The sequence below is a fragment of the Staphylococcus kloosii genome, assembly GCF_003019255.1.
GTDB lineage: Bacteria > Bacillota > Bacilli > Staphylococcales > Staphylococcaceae > Staphylococcus > Staphylococcus kloosii.
Genome location: NZ_CP027846.1, coordinates 1,915,220 through 1,940,725 on the forward strand (window position 1 = coordinate 1,915,220; position 25,506 = coordinate 1,940,725).

24 protein-coding genes and 1 pseudogene are annotated in these 25,506 nt (G+C 33.0%); 5 read left to right on the forward strand and 20 right to left on the reverse strand.

Annotated elements, in window-relative coordinates; all coding sequences use genetic code 11:
• Nucleotides 1-15 precede the first annotated feature (15 nt).
• The 14 genes from pyrH to ylqF all read right to left on the reverse strand — a co-directional run bounded on the left by pyrH (nucleotide 16) and on the right by ylqF (nucleotide 15,348).
• On the reverse strand, nucleotides 16-738 hold the full coding sequence (gene pyrH / locus C7J89_RS09515; RefSeq protein ID WP_061854834.1) for a UMP kinase: 723 nt from the start codon (nucleotides 736-738) through the stop codon (nucleotides 16-18).
• Nucleotides 739-874: 136 nt separating this feature from the next.
• A complete protein-coding gene (gene tsf / locus C7J89_RS09520; RefSeq protein ID WP_061854835.1) occupies nucleotides 875-1,753 on the reverse strand; it encodes a translation elongation factor Ts in 879 nt (292 codons plus the stop codon).
• A 90-nt stretch (nucleotides 1,754-1,843) separates the two neighbouring features.
• Entirely contained in the window at nucleotides 1,844-2,638 is a 795-nt protein-coding gene (gene rpsB / locus C7J89_RS09525) for a 30S ribosomal protein S2 (RefSeq protein WP_061854836.1), read from the reverse strand.
• Between the two features lie 229 nt (nucleotides 2,639-2,867).
• Nucleotides 2,868-3,641, reverse strand: a complete 774-nt coding sequence (gene codY / locus C7J89_RS09530) for a GTP-sensing pleiotropic transcriptional regulator CodY (RefSeq protein WP_061854837.1) — start codon at nucleotides 3,639-3,641, stop codon at nucleotides 2,868-2,870.
• A 24-nt stretch (nucleotides 3,642-3,665) separates the two neighbouring features.
• On the reverse strand, nucleotides 3,666-5,069 hold the full coding sequence (hslU, locus tag C7J89_RS09535; RefSeq protein ID WP_103296066.1) for an ATP-dependent protease ATPase subunit HslU: 1,404 nt from the start codon (nucleotides 5,067-5,069) through the stop codon (nucleotides 3,666-3,668).
• A 99-nt stretch (nucleotides 5,070-5,168) separates the two neighbouring features.
• On the reverse strand, nucleotides 5,169-5,711 hold the full coding sequence (gene hslV / locus C7J89_RS09540) for an ATP-dependent protease subunit HslV (protein ID WP_061854839.1): 543 nt from the start codon (nucleotides 5,709-5,711) through the stop codon (nucleotides 5,169-5,171).
• 1 nt (nucleotide 5,712) lies between these two features.
• On the reverse strand, nucleotides 5,713-6,603 hold the full coding sequence (gene xerC, locus C7J89_RS09545; protein ID WP_103296065.1) for a tyrosine recombinase XerC: 891 nt from the start codon (nucleotides 6,601-6,603) through the stop codon (nucleotides 5,713-5,715).
• Nucleotides 6,604-6,722: 119 nt separating this feature from the next.
• Nucleotides 6,723-8,030 (reverse strand): FADH(2)-oxidizing methylenetetrahydrofolate--tRNA-(uracil(54)-C(5))-methyltransferase TrmFO, encoded by a 1,308-nt coding sequence (gene trmFO, locus C7J89_RS09550; RefSeq protein WP_048794072.1) that lies wholly within the window; start codon nucleotides 8,028-8,030, stop codon nucleotides 6,723-6,725.
• 156 nt (nucleotides 8,031-8,186) lie between these two features.
• Nucleotides 8,187-10,271 carry a type I DNA topoisomerase gene (gene topA / locus C7J89_RS09555; protein WP_172459008.1) on the reverse strand — a complete coding sequence of 695 codons (2,085 nt, stop codon included), beginning with the start codon at nucleotides 10,269-10,271 and terminating at the stop codon, nucleotides 8,187-8,189.
• Between the two features lie 175 nt (nucleotides 10,272-10,446).
• Entirely contained in the window at nucleotides 10,447-11,325 is an 879-nt protein-coding gene (locus C7J89_RS09560; protein ID WP_158260864.1) for a DNA-processing protein DprA, read from the reverse strand.
• Between the two features lie 182 nt (nucleotides 11,326-11,507).
• Nucleotides 11,508-12,416, reverse strand: a complete 909-nt coding sequence (gene sucD / locus C7J89_RS09565; protein ID WP_103296063.1) for a succinate--CoA ligase subunit alpha — start codon at nucleotides 12,414-12,416, stop codon at nucleotides 11,508-11,510.
• Between the two features lie 21 nt (nucleotides 12,417-12,437).
• The gene (gene sucC, locus C7J89_RS09570; RefSeq protein ID WP_103296062.1) at nucleotides 12,438-13,604 is read right to left on the reverse strand and encodes an ADP-forming succinate--CoA ligase subunit beta; all 1,167 of its coding nucleotides are present in this window, start codon (nucleotides 13,602-13,604) and stop codon (nucleotides 12,438-12,440) included.
• Nucleotides 13,605-13,700: 96 nt separating this feature from the next.
• Nucleotides 13,701-14,483: a ribonuclease HII gene (locus tag C7J89_RS09575; protein ID WP_103296061.1), complete on the reverse strand. Its 783-nt coding sequence runs from the start codon at nucleotides 14,481-14,483 to the stop codon at nucleotides 13,701-13,703.
• Nucleotides 14,476-15,348: a ribosome biogenesis GTPase YlqF gene (gene ylqF / locus C7J89_RS09580; RefSeq protein WP_061854847.1), complete on the reverse strand. Its 873-nt coding sequence runs from the start codon at nucleotides 15,346-15,348 to the stop codon at nucleotides 14,476-14,478. The genes C7J89_RS09575 and ylqF overlap by 8 nt, the downstream gene beginning before the upstream one ends.
• A 224-nt stretch (nucleotides 15,349-15,572) precedes the next feature.
• On the opposite strand from ylqF, the gene C7J89_RS09585 reads away from it, so the two are divergent.
• Both C7J89_RS09585 and C7J89_RS09590 read left to right on the forward strand, forming a co-directional pair.
• Complete coding sequence (locus C7J89_RS09585; RefSeq protein ID WP_103294953.1) at nucleotides 15,573-18,152, forward strand: YfhO family protein; 2,580 nt, start codon at nucleotides 15,573-15,575, stop codon at nucleotides 18,150-18,152.
• Between the two features lie 40 nt (nucleotides 18,153-18,192).
• The gene (locus C7J89_RS09590) at nucleotides 18,193-20,802 is read left to right on the forward strand and encodes a YfhO family protein (protein WP_103294954.1); all 2,610 of its coding nucleotides are present in this window, start codon (nucleotides 18,193-18,195) and stop codon (nucleotides 20,800-20,802) included.
• A 57-nt stretch (nucleotides 20,803-20,859) separates the two neighbouring features.
• Here C7J89_RS09590 and C7J89_RS09595 read toward each other — a convergent pair whose 3' ends face one another.
• On the reverse strand, nucleotides 20,860-21,501 hold the full coding sequence (locus C7J89_RS09595) for an FMN-dependent NADH-azoreductase (RefSeq protein ID WP_103294955.1): 642 nt from the start codon (nucleotides 21,499-21,501) through the stop codon (nucleotides 20,860-20,862).
• An 81-nt stretch (nucleotides 21,502-21,582) separates the two neighbouring features.
• On the opposite strand from C7J89_RS09595, the gene C7J89_RS13415 reads away from it, so the two are divergent.
• From C7J89_RS13415 to C7J89_RS13420, 3 genes and pseudogenes are all read left to right on the forward strand, one after another.
• Nucleotides 21,583-22,002, forward strand: coding sequence for a helix-turn-helix transcriptional regulator (locus C7J89_RS13415; protein WP_233432430.1), 420 nt, complete (start codon nucleotides 21,583-21,585; stop codon nucleotides 22,000-22,002).
• Between the two features lie 41 nt (nucleotides 22,003-22,043).
• Nucleotides 22,044-22,127, forward strand: a pseudogene (locus C7J89_RS13610) (hypothetical protein); the annotation flags it as partial.
• 57 nt (nucleotides 22,128-22,184) lie between these two features.
• Complete coding sequence (locus C7J89_RS13420; RefSeq protein ID WP_443094490.1) at nucleotides 22,185-22,517, forward strand: WYL domain-containing protein; 333 nt, start codon at nucleotides 22,185-22,187, stop codon at nucleotides 22,515-22,517.
• Nucleotides 22,518-22,583: 66 nt separating this feature from the next.
• On the opposite strand, the gene rplS is transcribed toward C7J89_RS13420, so the two are convergent.
• From rplS to rpsP, 5 genes are all read right to left on the reverse strand, one after another.
• A complete protein-coding gene (rplS, locus tag C7J89_RS09605) occupies nucleotides 22,584-22,934 on the reverse strand; it encodes a 50S ribosomal protein L19 (RefSeq protein WP_048794080.1) in 351 nt (116 codons plus the stop codon).
• A 184-nt stretch (nucleotides 22,935-23,118) separates the two neighbouring features.
• Nucleotides 23,119-23,517, reverse strand: coding sequence for a GNAT family N-acetyltransferase (locus tag C7J89_RS09610; RefSeq protein WP_103294956.1), 399 nt, complete (start codon nucleotides 23,515-23,517; stop codon nucleotides 23,119-23,121).
• Between the two features lie 26 nt (nucleotides 23,518-23,543).
• Nucleotides 23,544-24,278 carry a tRNA (guanosine(37)-N1)-methyltransferase TrmD gene (gene trmD / locus C7J89_RS09615; RefSeq protein WP_061854852.1) on the reverse strand — a complete coding sequence of 245 codons (735 nt, stop codon included), beginning with the start codon at nucleotides 24,276-24,278 and terminating at the stop codon, nucleotides 23,544-23,546.
• Entirely contained in the window at nucleotides 24,278-24,781 is a 504-nt protein-coding gene (gene rimM / locus C7J89_RS09620) for a ribosome maturation factor RimM (RefSeq protein WP_103294957.1), read from the reverse strand. Before rimM ends, trmD begins: the two co-directional genes overlap by 1 nt.
• A gap of 291 nt (nucleotides 24,782-25,072) precedes the next feature.
• Nucleotides 25,073-25,339, reverse strand: a complete 267-nt coding sequence (gene rpsP, locus C7J89_RS09625) for a 30S ribosomal protein S16 (protein WP_048794083.1) — start codon at nucleotides 25,337-25,339, stop codon at nucleotides 25,073-25,075.
• Nucleotides 25,340-25,506 lie beyond the last annotated feature (167 nt).

Consider the following 25,506-nt stretch of genomic DNA (forward strand, 5'->3'; position numbering starts at 1 on the left):
ATTTTACACCTCTGATTATTTAGTAATTAACGTACCTATTTTTTCGCCCATCACTGCACGTTTAATATTGCCTTCTTCCATGATTGAGAACACATTTAAAGGAATATTATTATCCATACAGAATGATGAAGCAGTAGAATCCATTACTTGTAGGCCTTCTTGTAACATTTGTATGTGAGTTAAATGTTCATATTTAATAGCATTTGCATCAACTTTAGGGTCAGCAGAATAAACACCATCTACATTATTTTTACCCATTAAGATAACATCTGCTTCAACTTCTGCAGCACGTAAAGCAGCAGTAGTATCAGTTGAGAAGTAAGGGTTACCGATACCAGCAGCAAAGATAACAACTCTCTTCTTCTCTAAATGTCTAATAGCACGACGTCTAATGTATGGTTCTGCCACTTGTTTCATTTCAATTGAAGTTAAGACACGTGTATCACAGTCTAGTTGCTCTAGGCTGTCTTGCAATGCTAACGCATTCATAACAGTTGCTAACATACCCATGTAGTCCGCAGTACCACGGTCCATACCTAAATCAGCACCTGTTTTACCTCTCCAAATATTGCCGCCGCCAACAATTACAGCAATTTCACAATCCATTTTTGCAACTTCAGCTACTTGTCTAGCGACACTTTTAATAATCATAGGGTTAATACCGCTACCTTTATCTCCTGCAAGTGCCTCACCACTTAATTTTAAAACAACACGTTTGAATTTTGAAGTATCAGCCATCGTCTTATCCTCTCTATTGAAAATATATGTAAATGATACAAGTAAAGAAGACACGTGAGTTGGACCTATACAAAAGTTTATCTTTTATACTGAGGCACAAAAGGTGTCTTCTTTCTTGTTCAACACTTATGAAAAATTATTTCATTTGTCCTTTAACTTCATCAGCGAAGTTTTCTTCACGTTTTTCCATACCTTCGCCTACTTCATAACGTACGAAGTCAACAAGTTTACCACCTTTAGATTTCAAGTAAGCTTCAACTGTTTGGTCAGGATCTTTAACAAAGTTTTGGTCTACTGCACAAATTTCTTGTAAATATTTACGTAAACGGCCTTCTACCATTTTTTCAACGATATTTTCTGGTTTACCTTCATTTAATGCTTGTTGTTTAAGCACTTCTTTTTCGTGTGCGATTTCTTCTTCGTTTACTTGGTCAGAAGAAACATATTTAGGGTTAATTGCTGCGATATGCATAGCAACATCTTTAGCAGCTTCTTGGTCTGTTGTTCCTTCAACAACGCTTAATACGCCAATACGTCCACCCATGTGTTTGTAAATACCGAAAGCGTCATTATCTGTTTTAGTTCTAACTGCAAAACGACGAATGCTTAATTTTTCACCAATTGTAGCAATTGATTCTTTCATACGTTCGTCAACTGTTTTACCGTCAGATAATTTAGTTTCAGATAATTCTTCTACAGTGTTCACTTTAGTTTCAAGAACTTGGATCGCAATTTCTTTAACTAATTCTTGGAAACCTTCATTACGAGCAACGAAGTCTGTTTCTGAGTTGATTTCTACGATTGCTGCGTCGTTTCCTTTTTGTTCTGCATGTACTAAACCTTCTGCCGCAATACGGTCAGCTTTTTTAGCTGCTTTTGAGATACCTTTTTCACGTAGGTAGTCGATTGCTTTATCGATGTCACCATCTGTTTCAGTTAGCGCTTTTTTACAGTCCATCATACCAGCGCCAGTTTTTTCACGTAATTCTTTAACAAGTTTAGCTGAAATTGCCATTTAATATTCCTCCATTATTTCATAAATTTATTATTTATTTTAAAAAAAGGTGATAAGCCTCATTATCTTATCACCCATTTTACATTATTCTTAGTTTGATTCAACAGAAGTGTTTTCTTCAGTTGATGCTGATTCAGTAGCTTCAGTTTCAGTTGATTCTTCAAGATTAATGTTTTGTTCTGCTGCTACTTCTTCATTAGATACACCTTGTTGACCTTCTAAGACTGCATCTGCCATTTTACCAGTTAATAATTTAACTGCGCGAATAGCGTCATCGTTTGCTGGGATAACGTAATCAATTTCATCAGGATCACAGTTTGTATCCACAATACCCACGATAGGGATGTTTAATTTACGTGCTTCAGCAATTGCGTTACGCTCTTTACGAGGGTCAACTACAAATAATGCTTGAGGCATTGATTTCATATCACGAATACCGCCTAAGAATTTGATTAAACGGTCGTATTCTTTTTTAAGTTCTACAACTTCTTTTTTAGGTAATACTTCGAATAAGCCATCTTCTTCCATTTTTTCAATTTCAGAGATGCGTTTGATACGTTTAGAGATTGTTTTGTAGTTAGTTAAGATTCCGCCTAACCATCTTTGGTTTACGTAAAATTGACCAGCACGTTCTGCTTCAGCTTTAACTGATTCTTGTGCTTGTTTTTTAGTACCTACAAATAAAACGCGTCCGCCATCTTCAGAAATTTGTTTAATGAAGTTATAAGCTTCTTCTACTTTTTTAACTGTTTTTTGTAAGTCGATGATATAGATACCATTTCTCTCAGTGAAAATGTATCTTTTCATTTTTGGGTTCCAACGGCGTGTTTGGTGACCGAAGTGAACACCTGCTTCTAGTAATTGTTTCATTGAAATTACTGCCATGATTAAATCCTCCTAATGGTTTTTTACCTCCACAAAAAGCTCATATAAACACGAAATATATTATTTCGCACCCTTTATACTTCTACTCTTCGTGTGTGTATTGGCTCAATAGCCGTTTACTAATATACCACAATTATAATAACTACGCAATAAATTAATTTCGTCGAATTTCACAATAAAAAAACGACACGCATTATATTTATTACTGTCGCTTTTTTATAAAAGTATATTATTTAATATTACTTAATTCATCAAGGAATTTTTCTTTTTTAACTTTAATAAAAGTACCTTTCATACCAAGTGAACGAGATTCAATAACACCCGCACTTTCTAATTTTCTTAACGCGTTAACTATAACAGATCTTGTTATACCAACTCTATCTGCAACTTTAGATGCGATAAGTAATCCTTCTTTGCCACCTAGTTCTTCAAAGATATGATCAATAGCTTCGCTTTCTGAATAAGAAAGTGAATTAATAGCCATATTTATTGCTGCTTTATCACGTGCTTCTTGTTCTACCTCGTTATGTTTTTCACGTAGAATTTCCATACCGATAACTGTAGCAGCATATTCACCTAACACTAAATCATTTTCAGAGAAATCGTCATGAACACGTCCTAATACTAGTGTACCTAAACGCTCTCCTCCACCTAATAATGGGAAGATTGTTGTTCTGCTATCTTTGAATAAATCTTCATTTTCAGGTGGGAATACTGTAAGTACATCATTGATAGTAATATTTGATTGTGTTTCTTTCACGTCCATTAATTTTTCAGTATATTCACTTGGAATATGACGATTTTCTAGCATTTGAATGATACGTTCATTTTTTAATAGTTCATTTAAACTTGATCCTAAGATTTTACCTTTTCTTGATACGATAAATACATTAGTTACGGTAACGCTACTGATTGTTTGTGCCATATCTTTAAAGTCTACAGCTATACCTTTATGCTTTTGTAATAGTGTATTTAATTCTCTTGTTTTTGATAATAAACTCATTTTTTCTCTCCTTTATCTTTGGTTTTATAGTATAAACGCGCTTAAATCTTTGTTCATTGAAATTGATTTTAGTTTGTCATCAACATACTGTGGTGTGATGTCTACAACTGCATTCGGCATATTAGGTGCTTCGTAAGATAAATCTTCTAACATTTTTTCTAATATAGTGTGTAAACGTCTTGCGCCAATATTATCAGTATCTTGGTTTACTTGATGTGCAATTTCGGCTAAACGTTTAACTGCATCATCAGTAAACTTAACTGTGACATCTTCAGTTAATAGTAGCGCCTCGTATTGTTTAATTAGTGATAATTTTGGTTCGGTTAATATGCTGACGAAATCTTCAACTGACAAGCTTTCTAGTTCTACACGAATTGGGAAACGACCTTGCAATTCTGGAATCAAGTCGCTTGGTTTAGATACATGGAATGCACCTGCACCAATAAATAGCATATGTTCAGTATTTACAGTACCATATTTTGTTTGTACCATGCCACCTTCAACAATAGGTAAAATATCTCTTTGTACACCTTGACGCGAAACATCTTGACCGGAATTTTGATTACTTGTAGCAACTTTATCTATTTCATCGATAAATATAATACCCATTTCTTCGGCAAGTTGAATTGCTTCTTGATTGGCTGTCTCTTGATCAATTAATTCATCTGCAAACTCATCCGTTAATATTTTACGTGCTGTTTTAACAGGTACTTCACGTTCAACTTTTTTCTTAGGCATTAATTGATTCATCATGTCTTGCATTTGTTGGTTTTGGTTGGTACCCAACATACCCATTGCGCTAGGATCTTGTTCAACTTTGATACGAACTTTTTCTTCTTCAAGTTTTCCAGCTAACAACTGTTGCTTAATTTCTGAACGTTTCGTTTTAATTTCTTCAGTTGGTGTTTCTTCTTCATCTTCTTGGTTTTGACCAAAGTTTGGCATATTGCCACCAAATAAAGATTCTAAAGGATTTGAAGATTGGCTCGCTTTTTTCTTCATGCTAGGTACTAGTAACTTAACTAATTTTTCGTTAGCTTTTTTCTCTGCATCATCTTTTACTAATGCTTTTTTCTCTTCTTTTACTAGTCTGACCGCAACATCTACTAAATCTCTTACCATACTTTCAACGTCACGACCAACGTAACCTACTTCGGTAAATTTAGTTGCTTCAACTTTAATAAAAGGTGCACCTACAATTTTCGCCATGCGTCTAGCGATTTCTGTTTTACCTACACCAGTAGGACCAATCATTAAAATGTTTTTAGGTGCGATTTCTTGTTTTTCTTCGTCAGAAAGTAAACTTCTTCTATATCTATTTCTTAACGCTATCGCAACTTTACGTTTGGCGTCTTCTTGACCTACGATATACTCGTTTAATTTTGAAACTATGTCTTTCGGCGTTAATTTTATGCCATTTTCAACCATAGTAATAATACCCTCCATCTCAAATACAATAAGCTATGATGCTTAATTTCGTGTGCGCTAATTATAAATTATTTTCTCTTTAACTAAAATTATGTGTTTTTAAAGTTCTTCTACAACTATTTGGTCATTCGTAAATACGCAAATATCAGCAGCAACTTTTAAACTTTCATAAGCCATTTCTTTTGCGCTAAGATTCGTTGCATGCTTTTTCAAGGCTCTTCCAGCACTCAATGCATAATTACCTCCAGAACCAATTGCTATCAAGTTATCGTCAGGTGCAATAACTTCACCTGTACCACTAACAACAAGGATAGATGATTGATCCATAACAATTAACATTGCTTCTAATTGGCGTAATTGTTTGTCACCACGCCATTCTTGTGCTAATTCAACTGCTGCGCGTTCTAAATTACCACCAAATTGTTGTAATTTAGTTTCAAATTTTTCAAACAAAGTAAAAGCATCAGCAACACTTCCTGCAAATCCTGCTAATACTTTTCCATCATACAATCTTCTTACTTTTCTCGCCGTTTGTTTCATAATTACTTGCTCACCTAAAGTAACCTGACCATCACCGGCCATTGCACAATGTCCATCATGTTGAACTGCAAATATTGTCGTTGCATGAATTGATGTACTCATTCTAATTCTCCTTTTTTGCACGAGGGTGTGCATTTAAATATACTTTTCTCAACTGTTCATTAGAGACGTGAGTATAGCGACCAGTAGTCGACAAATTAACATGTCCTAATAACGATTGTACTGTTCTTAAATCTGCACCTTCATTTAACATATGAGTAGCAAAAGTATGCCGTAGTTTATGAGGGTGTATATCGGTAACACCAGCCGTACGTTTAACTACATCATTCAATACAAAACGTACGCCCCTTTCAGTAATTGGGTCACCTTTCATATTAACTAATAAGAAATTATGATCACTATTTAATTTAGGTTTGAATTGCGATAGATAAGCTTCAATACTTTGCTTACAAAATTCACCAAAAGGTATAAATCTTTCTTTATTGCCTTTACCTAAAACTTTAACGCCTGGTGAACTCATGTCTAAGTCTTGTTCACGAATGTTTACTAACTCAGAAACACGTATACCAGTTGCATATAATAATTCTAATATAACTCTATCTCTTAAACCTTTTTTAGCATCTGACGACACTGTTTTAAATAAAGCTTCCATTTCTTCTTCATAAAAAAAGTGGGGTAAATACTGTTCTTTTTTCGGATGCACTAGTTGAACAAATGGGTTAACAACACTTTCATCTCGCGTCATCCAATATTCATAAAAACTTCTCAGCGTAGAAATTTTACGAGAAACAGTTGTTCTTTTCAAGTTTTTCGAATATAAAAAACTTAAAAAGTTACGCGCATCTTTATATTCAAATGAGTTTAAATCTAAATGTTCTTGTTGCAAAAAGTCATTGAATTGATGAATATCATCATAATAAGACTTTAATGTATGGTTAGAAAATTGTCTTTCAACCTTTAGCATATAAAGATAAGCTTCTTGAATTTGTTCCACTAGAAAACCCCTCCATCATTTTGCATTGTAGCATATTGTTAGAGGGGGCTGCTAAAAATAACTATTAAATTGTGTTCAATTATCAAAATTTTTCGAAGAATAGTCTCTTCATCTTTTAATTATAAAGTTTTTTTATAGTTATCTAAATATGATAATGCTCTATTAGCTAACGTTTCGTAACGTTCTTTTTTATCTTTAATGCGATGTTCTAACGCAGGCAATAATCCAAAATTAGCATTCATAGGTTGGAAGTTTTTTTCATTTTTAGCGTGAGAAATGTAGTAAGCCATACTACCCAACATTGTTTCTCTAGGGAAAATAACTTCTGCCTTATCTTGTAATTTATGGGCCACATTAATTCCAGCAATTAAACCACTAGCTGCACTTTCAACATAACCTTCTACCCCAGTCATTTGACCTGCAAAGTATAAATTGTCTCTGCCTTTAAGTGCATAAGTTTCGGATAATACATCTGGTGAATTAATAAATGTGTTTCTATGCATGACACCATAACGTACGATTTCAACGTTTTCTAAACCAGGAATTAGACGAATAACGTCTTTTTGTGCGCCCCATTTAAGATGCGTTTGGAACCCAACAATATTATATAATGTGCCGGCTGCATCATCTTGTCTTAATTGTACCACTGCAAATGGTCTTTTATCTGTTTTAGGGTCTTCAAGTCCTACTGGTTTCATCGGGCCGAATAATAATGTTTTTCTTCCACGTTCTGCCATTACTTCAAAAGGCATACACCCTTCAAAATATTTTTCTTTTTCAAATTCATTTGTGGGTGCTACTTCTGCCTCAAGTACCGCATCATAAAATCGGTTAAATTCTTCTTCAGTCATTGGACAATTTAAATACGCTGCTTCACCTTTATCGTATCTAGATTTCAAATAAACTTTATCCATATCTATCGTGTCTTTTTCAATAATAGGAGCAGCTGCATCGTAGAAATAAAGTTGATCTTTACCTGTAACGTCGACAATTTCTTGCGCTAACTTATCAGTTGTAAGTGGACCTGTGGCAATAATTGTATAGCCTTCAGGAATACTATTAACTTCTTCATTAAGTACCGTTACATTAGGATGATTTCTTAATGTTTCAGTAATATAACCGGCAAAATCATGTCTGTCTACAGCTAATGCACCACCAGCAGGCACTCTAGCACTATCTGCCGCTTTAATGATTAAAGAATCTAAACGTCTCATTTCTTCTTTTAATACACCTACCGCGTTTGTTAAAGCATTACCTCTTAATGAATTAGAACAAACTAACTCGGCAAATTTATCTGTATGATGTGCTGGCGTTTGCTTCACAGGTCGCATTTCAATTAAATTAACTTTTACGCCTCTTTGCGCAAGTTGATAAGCCGCTTCTGATCCAGCCAATCCAGCGCCAACAACGTTAACTGTTTGCATCATGTATTTCCTCCATTACATTAAAAATAGCAACTACGACAAATTCAATAGCACTATACTATATTTTTGCCGTTAGTTGCTTTAATTTATATCATTATCAATTACTTCGTTAGTAATATTAATATTTTAACATTAAAACGATAAGTTGTAACAATATATTTATTTTTGCTCTGCTTCTTTATAATCACAGTTTGAACAAACCACTTGGCTTGTTTTACCTTTTTTACGTTCTACGAGGTACTCATTACATTTAGGACAATCTCTTCCTACTGGTTTATCCCAACTGATAAAGTCACAATCAGGATATTTTGAGCAACCATAGAACAATCTATTTTTCTTAGATTTACGTTCTACTACTTCTCCTTCTTTACATTTCGGACAAGTAACGCCTATCGATTTAACAATTGCCTTTGTATTGCGACAGTCTGGGAAATTAGAGCATGCCATGAATTTACCGTAACGTCCCATTTTAATAACCATAGGTGCGCCACAAACTTCGCAATCTTCCCCAGCTGGTTCATCTTTAATTTCAATTTTTTCCATTTCTTCTTCTGCACGTTCTACATCTTGTTTGAAACTATTGAAGAAATCTCGAATAACCTTTTTCCATTCGATTTCACCTTCGGCAACTTTATCTAATAAAGTTTCCATATTAGCAGTAAAATCTACGTCGATAATTTCAGGGAAATATTCTTTAACTTGTTCATTTACGATTTCCCCAAGCTCTGTAGGTACAAAACGTTTGCTTTCATTTTTAACGTAGTTACGTTTTTGAATTGTATCGATTGTCGGTGCATAAGTTGACGGACGACCAATTTTCAATTCTTCTAATGTTTTAACTAAACGTGCCTCAGTATAACGTGGAGGTGGTTGCGTAAAATGTTGAGAAGGTTCAATATTTGTCGCTGTCACCATTTCTCCTTCGTTTATTTTAGGTAATTTGTTATCTTGTCCGTCGTCACTATCATCTTTAGCTTCAACATATAGTGTCATAAAACCTTTAAACTTAATTGTTTGTCCATTAGCACGGAATTTCAAGTCATTTTGCGTTAAATCCATGGCTACGGTATCTAATATAGCCGGTGCCATTTGACTAGCCACGAAGCGTTCCCATATTAATTTATAAAGACGGTATTGATCTCGCGTTAAATAATCCTTCATTTGGCTAGGCGTACGCAATGTACTTGTTGGTCTTACTGCTTCATGGGCATCTTGGTCACCTTGACCTTTAGCTTTACGGTTAGAAGTATACTCTTTACCATATGTTTCTTCGATATATTTTTTTGATTCGGCTTTTGCTTGGTCAGATATACGTGTTGAATCTGTACGCATATAAGTAATTAAACCAACAGTGCCTTGTTTTTTCAAATCTATACCTTCATATAGTTGTTGCGCTAACATCATCGTTTTACGTGCTTTAAAGTTTAATTTACGAGCAGCTTCTTGTTGTAATGTTGATGTCGTAAATGGATTTGATGGATAGCGTGTCTTTTCTTTCGTTGTAACTTTAGTTACTTCAAATTGATCGCCATCTAACTGAGTCGTTATTTTTTCAACATCATCTTTATTCGTTAATTTAAACGGTTTGTTTTTTAAATGAAGAAATTTGGCATTGAACTTAGATTTTTTATATCTAAATTCCCCTTCAATTTTCCAATATTCTTCCGGTTTGAAATTTCTAATTTCATTTTCACGGTCGATAACTAAACGTAAAGCAACAGATTGAACACGTCCTGCTGACAAACCTTTTTTTACTTTTTTCCATAATACTGGTGAGATGTTATAACCTACAAGTCTATCTAAAATACGTCTAGCCTGTTGCGCATCAACTAGCTCCATCTCAATTCCACGTGGATGTTTAAAGCTATCTTTTACTGCATCTTTAGTTATTTCGTTAAATACAACTCTATTTTCACTTGTGTCTTCTAAGTCTAATATGTTAGCCAAATGCCAAGCAATCGCTTCACCTTCACGGTCGGGGTCACTTGCTAAGTAAACATTTTTAGCTTTCTTAGCATGTTTTTTTAAGTCTTTGACTACTGGCCCTTTGCCGCGGATTGTTATATATTTCGGCTCATAATCGTTTTCCTCATCTACACCCATTTGACTTCTAGGTAAGTCTCTAACATGGCCCATTGAGGCGATAACTTTATATTTTTTACCTAAATATTTTTCAATAGTTTTAGCTTTTGCAGGCGATTCAACTATGACTAAATTTTCTGCCAAAGTAGTTCCCCCTTGCATATCTAATTTACAAAGATAAATAATAAACGGTCTAATTTGACTTTGTCAATGTTTTTAAATTACAACTCTATTTTTGCAACATATTATATTACACTAATTAAACTAAAAATAAGTAAGAAATGAATAAGAATTTTTATATGTAGTAAATAAATTACAATAACTTTGTTAAAACATCTTATATAGTCAATTTAAAATCATCTATTATATCTTCAGGCTTCATAACAATTTTAGCGCCTTGTTGTGCAGCTATCATGTTCCCCACACTCAGTTGATCATAAAATCTACCTGGTATGACATAAACTTCTCTATTTTGGTCTAATGCACATTCTAAGGTGATGTGTGTGCCAGAATGCATTTCAGATTCTGTAATTAATACCCCTTTAGAAATACCACTTATTAAACGATTACGTAGAGGAAAATTATATTTTTTAATAGGTGTTTGAGGTGGATACTCACTTATCACTAAACCATGTTGTTCAAGTTGATTTCTAGTCGTTCGTGTTATCGCAGGATAATGTCGACAATGACCAAATGCTAATACAGCTACTGCTGGCAAATCATATTGCAATGCTAGTTTAAGTGCACTGTGATCAGCGCCTTTTGCTAAGCCCGATACAATACCAATCTTTTGCTGTAAAAATGCTGGATATAAATAATGTAACGCTTGGTCTGTATAAGCCGTCGCATTTCTCGAACCGATAACGCTAAGAAAAGAAACATTATTAAGCAATTTTGCATTCCCTCTATAATATAAAATCACTGGTGGATTTGCAATTTCACGTAATAATCTAGGATAACAATTGTCATTAATAGAAATAAAATTCACTTTATCCAATGTTAACTTTTCTATTATCTTTTCAACATATAACTTATTAAATAGGGTGACTGCTATGCTGAGTGCTTTACTATGATGTTGTCGAACAAAATGACTTAAAATAGCAGATTGTTCTTCTTTAGAGGCCTCTAGAAAATGTGGTGCAAATGCTATGATTTTATATATTTGAAGTGTCGTAAAACCTGCGGCTAATAATTTTAAATAGGTATACTGGGCCATATAAATACCTCCTCTTATTGACATTATAAAACGTAAGATAAAGTAAACTTATTACATTTTCATATCTTAATTGTTAGCAAAATGTAAGGAGTAATATTTACTAGCCATTTTTTAAATATTAAAAGCATATATAAAAACGCACAAATTCTGGATGTGCCAGAATTTGTGCTAAACATAATATACTATTGTTTTACAGTTAATAATTGTTCATAAATGCCTGCTTCTTTAGCCGCTTCAATTAGAGTAGTTCCAATTTCTGAAGGAGTATCAGCAGTTTTTACGCCACAATCGTTAAGTGTTTTGATTTTTTCTTCAGCAGTACCTTTACCACCTGAAATAATCGCACCAGCGTGTCCCATACGTTTTCCTGGAGGAGCTGTTTGACCACCAACGAATCCGACAACTGGTTTGTTCATGTTGGCTTTAATCCATTCAGCAGCTTCTTCTTCTGCTGTACCACCGATTTCACCAATCATAACTACTGCGTGAGTTTCATCGTCTTCATTAAATGCTTTTAATACATCGATGAAGTTAGTTCCGTTTACTGGGTCCCCACCGATACCTACAGCAGTTGTTTGACCAATACCTTCTTCAGTTAATTGGTGAACTGCTTCGTAAGTTAATGTACCAGAACGTGATACTACACCTACGTGACCTTTTTTGTGAATGTAACCTGGCATAATACCAATTTTACATTCGTCAGCTGTAATAACACCTGGGCAGTTGGGTCCAACTACGCGAGTCTTTTTGCCTTCTGAATAACGTTTTACTTTAACCATATCTACAACTGGAATGTGTTCAGTGATACAGATAGCCATATCTAATTCTGCATCGATACATTCTAAAATAGCGTCTGCCGCGAATGGTGCTGGTACATATATTACTGATACGTTTGCACCTGTTTCTTCTTTAGCTTCATCTACTGTATTGAATACTGGTACACCTTCTACAACTTGTCCACCTTTACCTGGTGTAACACCTGCAACTATTTGTGTGCCATATTCTAACATTTGTTTAGTATGGAAAAGGGCAGTAGACCCTGTGATACCTTGTACAATTACTTTTGTATTTTTATCTATAAATACACTCATCTTAGTGCTCCCATCCTTTCCTTACGCTTCTTTAACAAGCTTTACAATTTTTTGTGCACCTTCAGCCATAGTAGCGGCTGGTTCGATAGCTAATCCAGATTCTTTAAGAATCTCTTTACCTTCTTTAACATTTGTACCTTCTAAACGTACAACTAATGGTAAAGTAAGGTCTACTTCTTTAACTGCAGCTACGATACCTTCAGCGATAACATCACATTTCATGATTCCACCGAAAATATTTACAAAGATACCTTTAACATTGTCATCACTTAAGATGATTTTAAATGCTTCAGTAACTTTTTCTTTAGTAGCGCCGCCCCCTACGTCTAGGAAGTTAGCTGGATTTCCGCCGAAATGGTTAATTGTATCCATTGTAGCCATTGCTAAGCCTGCACCGTTTACCATACAACCGATGTCGCCATCTAAAGCGATGTATGATAAATCATATTTAGAAGCTTCAATTTCTTTTGGATCTTCTTCTTCTAAATCGCGTAATTCTTGGATATCTTTATGTCTAAACATTGCATTGTCGTCGAAATTAACTTTAGCATCTAATGCTAAAACTTCACCGTCACCAGTAGTTACTAGTGGGTTAATTTCAACGATTGAACAATCTTTTTCTACAAAGACGTTATATAAAGAAATTAAAAATTTCGCAGCTTTATTAATTGATTCTTTAGGAATATTAATATTGAAAGCGATTCTTCTTGCTTGATAAGGTGCTAAACCAGTTACAGGATCAATTGTTTCTTTAAAGATCTTTTCTGGTGTCTTAGCAGCTACCTCTTCAATTTCAGTTCCGCCTTCTTCAGAAGCCATTAACGTAATACGGTCTGTTGCTCTATCGATTACAAATCCTACATAATATTCTTTTTGAATATCGCAGCCTTCTTCAATGTAAAGGCGTTTTACTTCTTTACCTTCTGGTCCAGTTTGATGAGTTACTAATTGTTTACCTAATAACTCATTTGCGTAACTTTCTACTTCAGATAGTGATTTAGCAATTTTAACACCGCCAGCTTTACCTCTACCGCCAGCGTGGATTTGTGCTTTCACCACATATACATCTGAGTTTAATTCTTTAGCTTTCTCTACTGCTTCATCTGCAGTAAATGCTACGCGTCCTTCTGGGACAGCTACGCCCATGGAACGAAAGATTTTTTTGCCTTGATACTCGTGGATATTCATTCTCCATCCTCCTCTTAGGTTAAGTGCATTTCAATTATAAAAAATGTAAGCGCTATTGTAAACTGTTTGACGCTAGTTATTTATAATTTATTTTATTTAATAAGAATTATTAACTATAGATTTAATTGGTTCAAATGTTTTTCGATGTTCTTTTATAACGCCAAATTGTTCTATGCCCTTAAGATGTTCTTTCGTGCCATAACCGACATTATTACTAAATCCGTATCCTGGATAAGTGGCGTCAAGTTGGCGCATATAGTTATCTCTATGTTCTTTTGCGAGTACACTAGCAGCGGCAATCGATACGCTTCGTGCATCACCTTTAATGAGTGATTGTTGAGGTATATCTATATCCAATTCCATTGCATCTACAAGTAAATGTGTTGGTTTGTTAGATAAATTTTCTATTGCACGTGTCATTGCTAATTTAGTTGCTTGGTAAATATTTAACTGATCTATTTCTTCCACAGAAGCAACACCAAAAGCATAATCTAACACTTCGTTTTTTAGTCTATACTCTAATTCTTTTCGCTTACTTGCAGATAATTTTTTGGAATCATTTAACCCTAAAAAGCGGTGTTCTTTATTTAAAATAACGGCACAAGTAACGACAGGACCGGCTAAAGGACCTCTGCCTACTTCATCAATACCACATATCAATGCTTGTGGTGCTGATGCCAAAATATTATTTTCAAACTCTGACATGACCGCGTATTGCTCAATCAATGCTTGTTCTTTTTGTAATTGTTTCTTCCTAGAAACGATGGCATTTTGTACACCTTTACGTTCATCTTGTGCAAATTCGCTTTGATCGATTTCTGCTTCTGTCAATAATTGACGTAACGCTGTTTTGACTTCTGCGATACTCAGTTTAGCCAAGATAATCACGCTCAATTTCGCTAAATATATCAAAGGTATACGTGCCTATTTTTGCATTTCTGATTTCATTAATAATTAACTCAATGACCGCTTCATAATCTACTTCATTGCCTCTTTGTAACATGCCGCGTCTTCGACCTATCGCTTCAAACCATGCTAAATTATCATCATCTTGTGCCACATCCACATTGTAATGCTTCACTAAATTATCATAATCATGTTCTTTTAAAAATTCTAAACCATAGATAGCCACTTCATCTAAATGGACAATACTGTCTTTAATGGCACCCGTAATACTTAATTTTTTACCTACTAATTGATCTTCAAATTTTGGCCATAGTATTCCTGGAGTATCTAACAATTGTAATGATTTACCTATTTTTATCCATTGTTGTTGCTTTGTTACACCCGGTGTATTACCAGTTTTAGCAATCGCTCTATTGGCTAATTTATTTATCAACGTAGATTTACCAACATTGGGTATGCCAACTATCATCGCTCTAATTGCACGCGGTTTTAGACCTTTATTACGTTCTCTTTCAAATTTTTCTTCGGTCGCTTTGATTGCAGCTTGTTCAACTTGTTTGAGATTTTTACCATGCTTGGCATCTACAGCAACTGGATAAAATCCTTGTTCTTTAAAATAAGTTTCCCATTTTTCAAGTTCTGCTAAATTTGCCATATCTTTTTTATTTAAAATAACCACTCTTGGTTTTTGTTGTATTACTTCATCAATCATTGGGTTTCTTGAACTATAAGGAATACGTGCGTCTACAAGTTCAAAAACGACATCGACCTTTTTCAATTGTTCAGTCACTTGTCTTTTGGCTTTGGCCATATGACCTGGATACCATTGAATAACCATAACTTTCACCTTTTCTTAGTTTATATTTTCATTTGCACTATATTAATAAGTGTGAGATGTATCTATTTTATTTTAATATGTAACGCTATAATATGATACCATTTCTATAAGTATTTTAAGTTTAGTAACATCGTTAAAGAATGCGCGTAAATTTTTATCAACTTAATTAGTAAATTTGCTATAAAGCAATCTTTATATATAAAATTTTGTCGGGAGAAACAATTATGAAACGAAAAGTACTGTATTTGATTGTCTTTATTGCCATCGCAATGATTGGCCATAGTTATATTATTTATAGATACATACATGATGGCATACTTTTTACAGGGCCAAATGATGGTTTAGAACAGATGATTCCTATACAAATGTTTTTATACGATCATTGGAGTCACGGGTCATGGTTCTATGCATCTGATTTTGGATTAGGTGGCGATTTTTTCACAGACTTAAGTTACTACTTCTCCACTAATATCTTATTTATTTTCAACGTGATTGGTGTCTTTATTTTACAACATGTCATTCATGTCGACACAAATGATGTAGCTTTTTGGACGGCTAACGCACTAGTTATGTCAATATTCAAATCATTTTTAGCATTAATTGCTACATTTGCTTTTGCCAAATATATCATGCTAAATCGAAAAATTGCGCTATTAGCAGCTTCTTTATTCGTTATTTCGCCATTATATTTTAGATTCACTGTATATTGGCCATTCTTTAGTGATATTTTTATTTTATTACCACTACTATTACTCTCGATTGAAAGATATATTCAACAGAGAAAAATTGGTTTGCTACTAATAGTTATAGTGCTATCGCTAATAAATAATTTTTATTTTGCATATTACCAATTACTAGTGGGTATTATTTATTTAGCAATACGACTTATTTTCAAACATCAGCAAGATATTAAATTGCGCTATCGCGATTATATAACACTATGTATTGTTGCGCTTTTAGGTTTAGGTAGCAGTATGTTTTTCTTTTTCCACGGCATTCAGAGTTACTTAGGTAATAGACGAATTCCATTTAACGGGAACGTTGATTTATTTGAGAAGTTGGATAGTAACACCAATATTTTTTACGATAATTATTTAATTGTCATTCTCTATATAACAATACAAGCACTGTTATCTTTCAAATTATATAAACATTTTTATTTTAGATTGTTTGCTATTTTGACAATTATTACGATTATTGCTAGTTTCCTTCCATTTGTAGATCAACTTTTTAATGGGATGTCTGCACCACAAAAGCGTTGGCATTTCTTGTTAGCTTTCAATGCAGCTATACTAGTAGGCTTGTATGTTAAATACTTCAAAACCATGTCGATTAAAGGTTATTGCATTACTTCACTACCCGCCGTGGCCGTTATTTTTTATAGTGCTTGGTCATATCATAATACTGTTGCTTGGGTTTATTTTGTCCCTGTAGTAAGTTTAGTTGGCTTATTAATACTTTTTGTAAAAGAAAGTTATTTTAGAACAAAACTAACAGTAATTTTTATCATTACACTATTTATCTTAAGTTTATTAGTATCTATTGTATTTATTTATAATCAAATATATTTCCCTGACCATCAACAACGGGCAAATAAAAATTATATAAATGAAAGCATGTATAGCTCACCAATGCAAAGAAACTTAGTGGCTTACATGAACAACCATAAACGCGAAGATGAACGTATTGATTGGCGTGTGAACGAACAAGATAATACGCCGATGTATCAACATTTTAAAGGTATTAGTCTGTACTCAAGCATTTTTAATCACAACATTTTAGACTATTATTATGACGACTTAAAAATCAATATGCGTGAAGAATCAGTCAGTCGTTATCAGTCGACAAATGGCCGTCAAAACATTGCTAGTCTATGGTCTGTGCGTTATTTAATGGTTAAAGATTACCAAGATAATGTACCTCGTTATTTCAAAAAAATTAAGCAAGATGGTCAATATGTTATTTACGAAAATAACTATGTCTTACCAGCAGTTAATATTACTAATCATATTTATGACGCATCAAAATTAACTAATCCGATAGATAGAGAGCATGCCATGATTAAAGGTGTCGTTATGAATAATGCAGGTAAAACATGGCAACATCCTGCTCAAAATTTAATCTCACAAAGTAAAATCAAGACAAAGCATATGAAATTATTACCTAAATATCATATTCAAGTTAAAGATAATTCAGGTGAATATGTAATTCATGTCCCTAAGAAAATAACAAAGCGCTATAAAGATTTTTATTTAACACTTAAAGTAAAAAGAGGATTACCTGATAGTAACTATACGGTGAACGTAAATGGTTATATTAACAATCGTTTGTTTAATAACTCAACGTATAAAACAGGCGTCGATACACAATTATATAAAACACAACCAGACAACAATGGCGATATTCATGTCAATGTAATGCCACGTGGTAACTATAAATTAGCAATCAAAAGTTTATATGGAGAAGATTATAAAGATTTAAAATCTGCTGCAAGACGCGACAGTCATATAAACACATATAAAGATATCAATGATGGAATTAAAGTAAACCTCAACCAACATAAAAGCGGCATAGCAAGTATTAATATACCTTATCGCAAAGGAATGCATGCCTATGTAGATCATAAATCAGTCACGCCTAAAAAAATAAACTATATGATGACAGGTGTGCCAGTTCATAAAAATGATAAAACCATTATTATTAAATATCGTCCACCTTATTGGTATACGATGTGTATCTTATCATTTATATTTATAATTTTTAGTTATTGCTTTTGGAAAGTTTATCATAACAAGCATTCTTAATATTTAAATAAAAAGGAGCCTTTGAAATGAGGAATTGTACATGTTAAACCGTCTTTGGTCTAATAAGATAACACGATTTATCTGTATTTTAGTGATGGGGATAATTGTGACTATGCTTATTTTCACCCCATATATTGTCAGATATTTTAAAGATGGCATAATTTTCAGTGGTTTCGGTGATGGTGTCAGACAGATGATGCCATTCCAAATGTATCTTTATCATCATTTTATTCATTTCGATAGCTTTTATGACCATTCCTTTGGTCTAGGTGGCGATTATATAAAAGATCTTTCTTATTATTACACTACGTCACCTCTCACTTATATTAATTTTATTTGTATATGGATATGTAGCCAAATATTTAACCTACATCCTAATAACATTATGTTCTGGCCTGGAAATCAACTTATCGTGGCTATTGCAAAAACTGTAGTTACATTTATGTTAGCTTTTTACTATTTTAATTATTTACAATTTAAAAAAGCTTCTACTTTTATTGCAGCATTATTATACAGTGGCTCAACAATAGTGATTTATTTTAATTTCACTTGGTCATTCTACGGTGATTTATTAATATTTTTACCCTTATCGTTATACGGTATGGAACGTTATTTTAAAGAAAAAAAGTTAGGCTTATTTATTTTTGCAGTCGCATTAACTCTATTCTCTAATTTTTACTTTAGCTATTTCGAAGCGCTAGTGTTATTTGGTTATTTTGTATATAGAGTAATCTGGAAACATCAACAAGATATTGTAACTAGAAAACAAAAAGTAGTGACACTAATAGTTGCTGCCTTATTAAGTTTAATGTCAGCTAGTTGGGGATTTTATACAAGTGTTTCATCATTCTTTGCAAACAACCGTAAACAAAATCCTGATTTCCATATTCCAGCATTTACTGATTTTGAACGCCAAACCCATTTTTTCTCTAATGGCTTTTATATAACAGTTACAATTTTTGCATTAGTAGCATTATTATCGTTTCAATTGTATCGACATTACTACTATCGTTTATTCGCCATATTCACTTGGATTATGCTAATTGGTTCTTTAACACCTTATTTTGATAGTTTATTTAATGGCTTCGCTACGCCAGAGAGACGTTGGATATACGTTTTCGCATTAACTACTGGCGCTTTAATTGGTCTATTTATCCATTATCTTAGAGAGATAACTTTACGTGCTTATCTTTTAGCATGTACGCCAGTCATAATAGCAATCATTATCGCTCATATTTTAATTCACCATGAAAAATTAACTTGGATGTACGTATGTCTACTAATTATGTTATCTCTAGGACTAATTATTGCTCGTAAGAACTTATTAGATAAGCGCTGGCCACTTGCTATAGTAATTGTGTTATTTATGGCTCAACAAGCGATTTTAGTCAACAATCATCGCTTTAATAATTTAAGGAAATATGAGACAACATTTTCAGCATTAAAAAGTCCACAATACCATAATGCTACACTTGCTAAATCAATCCATAAAATAAATGAGTCACATCGACAAGATCCATTCAATCGAATTGATTTTATGACGACTTTTTCACTGAATACACCACTCATCTATCGCTTTAATGGCATTTTATTATATTCAAGTATTATCGATGGAAAAATATTGGATTACTACGATAAAACAATGCAAATTAATATGCCGACAGATACTAATAGCACATATCGCTTGTTATCCAATCGTGCCAATTTAATGGCTTTATGGAATGTTCAAGATCGTATTAAAAAAACGAATGATCCAAACTTACCTTACGGCTTTAAATATACTAAAAAGATTAAGCCGAACAAGCACACGCAATTCTTGCATAGTAAAAATACGATTGATTATCCGAGTGCGCATATTACAAATAAGGTCTATAATACGCGTGACTTAAAGTCACCATTAGATAGAGAGCAAGCAATGTTACAAGGTGTAACTCTAACGAATAATCACAAAGCAAACACTAACTTTAAGCCGAATAAAAATTTATTATCTTCGGCGCATGTATCTTATATCAATGCACATAAAACGAGCAATGATACATTGATAGTTACTAAAAATAATGGTGGTATTCAATATAAGCTACCTGCACATCTAGCTCACAAATATAAAGACATGTATATTTCAATGGACTTAGTATTACAAGCGCCTGATAAACGACATAAGATAGCTTTAAATGAATATTCTCAACAACGCAAAGAACTCACATATAAATATCGACGAGTAGTAAAACCAATTACAATCAGAGTAAAAGCGAATGAAAACTCAAACATTAAACTGCCTAAAGGTAAATATAACTATAAAATACACGGTATTTATGGTGAAGATTATAAAACATTACGAACAAGCGCAAAATCACTTACTAAAATTAAAGTTTCACAACAACGAAATGGCTATACATTGACTAACAATCAGCACCGTAAAGGTTATATTGTACTTCCAATTCCTTTCAGAGATGGTATGAAGGCAAGTGCAGATGGGAAATCTATTCCTGTTACGAAAGGCAATGGTATAATGACTGTGATACATGCCAAACATGGCGAACAGCAAATTAAACTGACTTATCAACCACCACTGCTATGGCCTTTAATATGTATTAGCATTATTGGTATAGTAGCTAGCGTTTTATTTGTAAGATCAGTGAAAAGACATTAATTAAAAGCACTGTTGCTATAAAGATAGCAACAGTGCTTTTATTTATTATTTTAAACTTTATGCTTCGTAAAATTCATTAAAGACTTCGTCTAAATTTGTTTTGGCTTTGTTTATAACATCATCTTCACTCATTATTGAAGTCCCCTCAGCTCGAGCTATATAAAATGCATCGAAGCCCATTATTTCTTCGAACATTTCTTTTAAATAGTAATAAGAGAATTCAAGTGGTGTATAACGATCATTGTTTGTATATACTGTACCACTTGCTTGTAGTAATAAAGCTTTATAATTATCAGTCATTAAACCTACAGAACCATCTTCAGTATATTTAAATGTTTCTCTTGCTAACATAATATTATCCATATAATCTTTCATTCTTGAAGTGATATTAAAGTTATGAAGCGGAGAAACAATTACAATGCGCTGGCATCTTTTAAATTGAGTAAGTAAATTTGACGAAGTATCGGCTATTATTTGTTCTTCTTCTGTTAAAGGTTGATTAGCATTTTGTTTACCCCATATTTTTAATAATTGTGTTTCTTCAATTCTAGGAAGTTCCATATCATATAAATTTAAAACTTCAGGCGCTTCATTAGGAAATGCCGTTGTGAATTTTTCCATAAATAGATCTTTTAATTTAGCCGAAAAAGTATTGTTATTTTTAAAATCAGGATGTGCGTTAATAATTAGTGTGTGCATTAAGATATTCTCCTTTTAATATGATATTATTATCATAAATCTTAAAGGTGTCATTTTACGGCACCATTGAAAGGAAAATTTATGAATAAAGCTGAGCGCTTAAACCGAGAACTCATTTATCTAAGTAATAAACATACTTTTCATTTAAAAGATATAATGGAAGAATTTAATATTTCAAAAAGAACGGCACTTAGAGACATAGCAGAACTTGAAAGTATGGGCGTCGGCCTTTATGTTGAAAGCGGTAGATACGGTGGCTATAAGATTATTAATCAGAATTTGTTAACACCCATTTATTTTAATAAAAATGAAATTTTAGCAATTTTCTTTGCATTAGATGCATTAAAATTACTTTCAAGTACACCCTTCAAAAAATCATATAAGCAAATTCGTGATAAATTGTACTCTACGATTCCTAATAATTTAAAAAGTGACGTCCAAAACACGTTAAATGTGATTCAATATTACAATGCATACCTATTAACCAATCAGATATCTTAGCAGATATTTTAAGTTCAATACTTAATCAAAATACGATAACTATAACTTACACTCAATTTACTTATAAAGAGCTAGAAGTACAAGCTTATGAATTATTATATAGAAATGGAATTTGGTTCTTCGAAGCTTACAATATTACTGAACAAAAATGGGGTATATTTAGATGTGATTACATACAACAAATGGTAATCAATAATGAACAAGAAGTATCACTTTCTAGAGAAAAGTTGGAAGAATTAAAATTTATGGACGAGCAAGCTTATCAAAATATATTTTTTAAATGTGAATTAAATTATGCTGGTGTGGAAACGTTTATGAAAAATCACTATCCTAATATGGAGTTAAAATATGAAAACGATACGCCATTTATCATAGGTAAATATAGTGATGATGAATTAAACTATATGACTCATTATTTATTAACTTTAGGTGAAAATGTAAAAATCATCTATCCCCAACAATTAAAAGAAAATTATTTAAATCAGTTACATGCGATGATTGAACGCTACAATTAATTTCCTATAAAAAGATATAAAAAAAGAGCCTTAAAATTAAGGCTCTTTTGCTTGTAGAAAAGCTGATTAGCGAATTTCTGGAATTCTAGCAGCTTTACCACGTAAATTACGTAAGTAGTATAATTTAGCACGACGTACTTTACCGCGACGTTTAACTTCGATTTTTTCGATTTTAGGAGTGTGTAATGGGAAAGTTCTTTCCACACCAACACCTGAAGAAATTTTACGTACAGTGAAAGTTTCTGAAATGCCTCCACCACGACGTTTAATTACTACACCTTCGAATACTTGGATACGTTCGCGAGTACCTTCAATAATACGTACGTGTACTCTTAAAGAGTCACCTGCACGGAAAGAAGGTAAATCAGTGCGTAGTTGTGATTTAGTTACTGCTTCAATCAATTTGTGATTAGTCATTTTCTATTCTCTCCTTCAACCTATGTTCTTGCCTAGACAAATATATAGCAGCGGATCATAGTGATTTTTCGTGTATCGCACACTTGAATTATGTTAGCACATTGTTCGTAGTTTTTCAATTAGTTTTTAAATTTCTAGACAAAACAATGTAAATCAGTTTTGAAAACCCAAATAGTAATTAAAACTATTCATCCGATGATTTTCTAAAACCATAAAATGGTCTAAATTTATGTTTTTCATAATATGTAGTCGAACTTTTCGTAGCCAATAGTTCAATTCTAGTTGTGGGATATTGTCGACGTGCTTCATTTATTAAAGCTTGCCCCACCCCGTTACTTCTATACGACATTTTAACAAGTAATTCACATATAAATAAAGTAATAAATTGATCTGTAATTGTTCTAATATAGCCTAGCACATTACTTTCATTATCTACAGCAACATAAGCATTTGACTGATTTAAAGCATTTTTAAACGTTGCTTTATGTTCAACAAGATTACGCCAACCTTCTTCACTGTTCAATTTATTAATTTCATCAAAATATTTATCGTCGTAAGGTACTATATTGAAGTCTATTACCATTGTCGTTTCACCCTAAATATTTGATATTACTTAGATGACTGCTTGTTATGATTTTCTATAACCTTTTTATCTGCTTGAGTAAGCTCATAATGTTCTAATAAGTCAGGACGCTTGTCGTATGTTCTAATAATCTTTTGTTCATGTCTCCAACGTTCAATATTGGCATGGTTACCAGATAATAGAACGTCTGGCACTTTATAGTTTTTAAACTCTCTTGGTCTAGTATACTGTGGGAATTCTAATAATCCATCTTGGAATGAATCATCCTCATGTGATTGTTGGTTCCCTAACACACCTGGTATAAGTCTGACGATTGCATCTGTCATGGTCATAGCAGGCAGTTCACCGCCAGTTAATACGTAATCTCCCATAGATATCTCATCAGTAACGAGATGCTCCCTAATACGTTCATCATAGCCCTCATAATGACCACATATAAAGACGAGATGTTCTGACTCACTTAACTCTTCCGCAATTTGCTGACTAAATGGTCTCCCTTGCGGACACATTAATATAACGCGTGTATTTTCATTATGGTCAATCGATTCCATTGCATTAAAGACAGGTTCAGGTTTTAACACCATACCCTGTCCGCCACCGAATGGATAATCATCAACTTGTTGATGTTTGTTTTGTGCGAAGTCTCTAAAATTAATCGTATTAACAGATAGTACATTTTTATCTTGTGCTCTTTTTAAAATCGAATGATTTAACACACCATCAAACATTTCTGGAAATAATGTTAAGTAATCTATGCGCATTAATCTAACAGTCCTTCCATTGGAGTAATTACGATTTTTCTACCTTCAACATCTACGGATTTAACAACATCAGCAATATAAGGTATTAAATATTCTTTATCACCTTTAACCACCCAAACATCATTTGCGCCAGTTTCAAATATTTCTATCACTCGACCTATAGGTGTATCTTGTTCATCGAAAACTGTACAGCCTATAATATCGGAATAATAATACTCATTTTCGGCTAATTCAATATCTTCATGTTCACGTTCTTGAAGTAACACTTCATTTTTTAAATATTCAATGTCATTAATATTATTAATCCCTTCAAATTTCAACATGTGAAAACCTTTATGAACTCGATAAGAGGCAATAGTTAATTCCATAACTTCACCGTTACGTTCAATTGTCAGTACTTCTCCTGGTTGAAAACGGGTTTCAGTAAAATCAGAATTTGATTTTACTTTGACCTCTCCTTTAATTCCATGTGTATTTACTATAGTGCCAACTTCAACTTTCATATTTTTTCCTCCGTAAATAAAACGCTATATATTCAAGTACATTTTAATAAAATAATCATATAAATTATACCATTATGTTAAAACTTTGAATATGTACTATATATAAAATAAATGGAGCGAGAAAAATCTTTTAAAAAATGATTTTGTATCCTCGCCCATGCATAAATGACTAGAGTTTAAAAAAATTGATTCAATCACATTTCCAATTCAATCATCTACTGACAATATAAAAATAGAGTCTGAAGACAATATAATGTCCCAGACTCCTATTTAGTACTAGTTGAAATCAACTTATTTTTGTTCGTCGAATTTTTTCAAGATGCCTTCTCTTGATAAAATGTTACGTACTGTGTCAGTTGGTTTCGCACCATTTTTTAACCATTTAAGAGCTAACTCTTCGTCGATTTTAACTTCAGGTGCATTTACATTGTTAGGGTTATAAGTACCAACTTGTTCGATGTTACGACCATCACGTGGCGCGCGAGCATCAGCTGCTACAATACGGTAAAATGGGTTTCTTTTAGAACCTAAACGTGTTAAACGTAATTTAACTGCCATAATTATTTCTCTCCTTTAAATCTTTAATGTTTTATTTTTCCACAAGCAATAATATAACAGTTTCCAATTACTTTGTAAAGAGTTTTCTCTTTACCATTTATCAAAATGATGAATTTTTCATAATTCCAAGCTAACGATTACTATGTTTTAAAAATATAGTTTTAATA

Excerpts from the sequence above, each read along its gene's own strand:
- codY (WP_061854837.1), bottom strand. The coding sequence starts at position 3,641 with ATGAGTTTATTATCAAAAACAAGAGAATTAAATACACTATTACAAAAG.
- C7J89_RS09560 (WP_158260864.1), bottom strand. The coding sequence starts at position 11,325 with ATGGCCCAGTATACCTATTTAAAATTATTAGCCGCAGGTTTTACGACA.
- hslV (WP_061854839.1), bottom strand. The coding sequence starts at position 5,711 with ATGAGTACATCAATTCATGCAACGACAATATTTGCAGTTCAACATGAT.
- trmD (WP_061854852.1), bottom strand. The coding sequence starts at position 24,278 with ATGCGCATAGATTACTTAACATTATTTCCAGAAATGTTTGATGGTGTG.
- rpsP (WP_048794083.1), bottom strand. The coding sequence starts at position 25,339 with ATGGCAGTTAAATTACGTTTAACACGTTTAGGTTCTAAAAGAAACCCA.
- hslU (WP_103296066.1), bottom strand. The coding sequence starts at position 5,069 with ATGGTTGAAAATGGCATAAAATTAACGCCGAAAGACATAGTTTCAAAA.
- topA (WP_172459008.1), bottom strand. The coding sequence starts at position 10,271 with ATGCAAGGGGGAACTACTTTGGCAGAAAATTTAGTCATAGTTGAATCG.
- C7J89_RS09585 (WP_103294953.1), top strand. The coding sequence starts at position 15,573 with ATGAAACGAAAAGTACTGTATTTGATTGTCTTTATTGCCATCGCAATG.
- C7J89_RS13420 (WP_443094490.1), top strand. The coding sequence starts at position 22,185 with ATGGTAATCAATAATGAACAAGAAGTATCACTTTCTAGAGAAAAGTTG.
- rimM (WP_103294957.1), bottom strand. The coding sequence starts at position 24,781 with ATGAAAGTTGAAGTTGGCACTATAGTAAATACACATGGAATTAAAGGA.
- ylqF (WP_061854847.1), bottom strand. The coding sequence starts at position 15,348 with ATGGTTATTCAATGGTATCCAGGTCATATGGCCAAAGCCAAAAGACAA.
- sucC (WP_103296062.1), bottom strand. The coding sequence starts at position 13,604 with ATGAATATCCACGAGTATCAAGGCAAAAAAATCTTTCGTTCCATGGGC.
- sucD (WP_103296063.1), bottom strand. The coding sequence starts at position 12,416 with ATGAGTGTATTTATAGATAAAAATACAAAAGTAATTGTACAAGGTATC.
- tsf (WP_061854835.1), bottom strand. The coding sequence starts at position 1,753 with ATGGCAATTTCAGCTAAACTTGTTAAAGAATTACGTGAAAAAACTGGC.
- trmFO (WP_048794072.1), bottom strand. The coding sequence starts at position 8,030 with ATGATGCAAACAGTTAACGTTGTTGGCGCTGGATTGGCTGGATCAGAA.
- pyrH (WP_061854834.1), bottom strand. The coding sequence starts at position 738 with ATGGCTGATACTTCAAAATTCAAACGTGTTGTTTTAAAATTAAGTGGT.
- C7J89_RS09590 (WP_103294954.1), top strand. The coding sequence starts at position 18,193 with ATGTTAAACCGTCTTTGGTCTAATAAGATAACACGATTTATCTGTATT.
- C7J89_RS13415 (WP_233432430.1), top strand. The coding sequence starts at position 21,583 with ATGAATAAAGCTGAGCGCTTAAACCGAGAACTCATTTATCTAAGTAAT.
- rplS (WP_048794080.1), bottom strand. The coding sequence starts at position 22,934 with ATGACTAATCACAAATTGATTGAAGCAGTAACTAAATCACAACTACGC.
- C7J89_RS09595 (WP_103294955.1), bottom strand. The coding sequence starts at position 21,501 with ATGCACACACTAATTATTAACGCACATCCTGATTTTAAAAATAACAAT.
- C7J89_RS09610 (WP_103294956.1), bottom strand. The coding sequence starts at position 23,517 with ATGGTAATAGACTTCAATATAGTACCTTACGACGATAAATATTTTGAT.
- rpsB (WP_061854836.1), bottom strand. The coding sequence starts at position 2,638 with ATGGCAGTAATTTCAATGAAACAATTACTAGAAGCAGGTGTTCACTTC.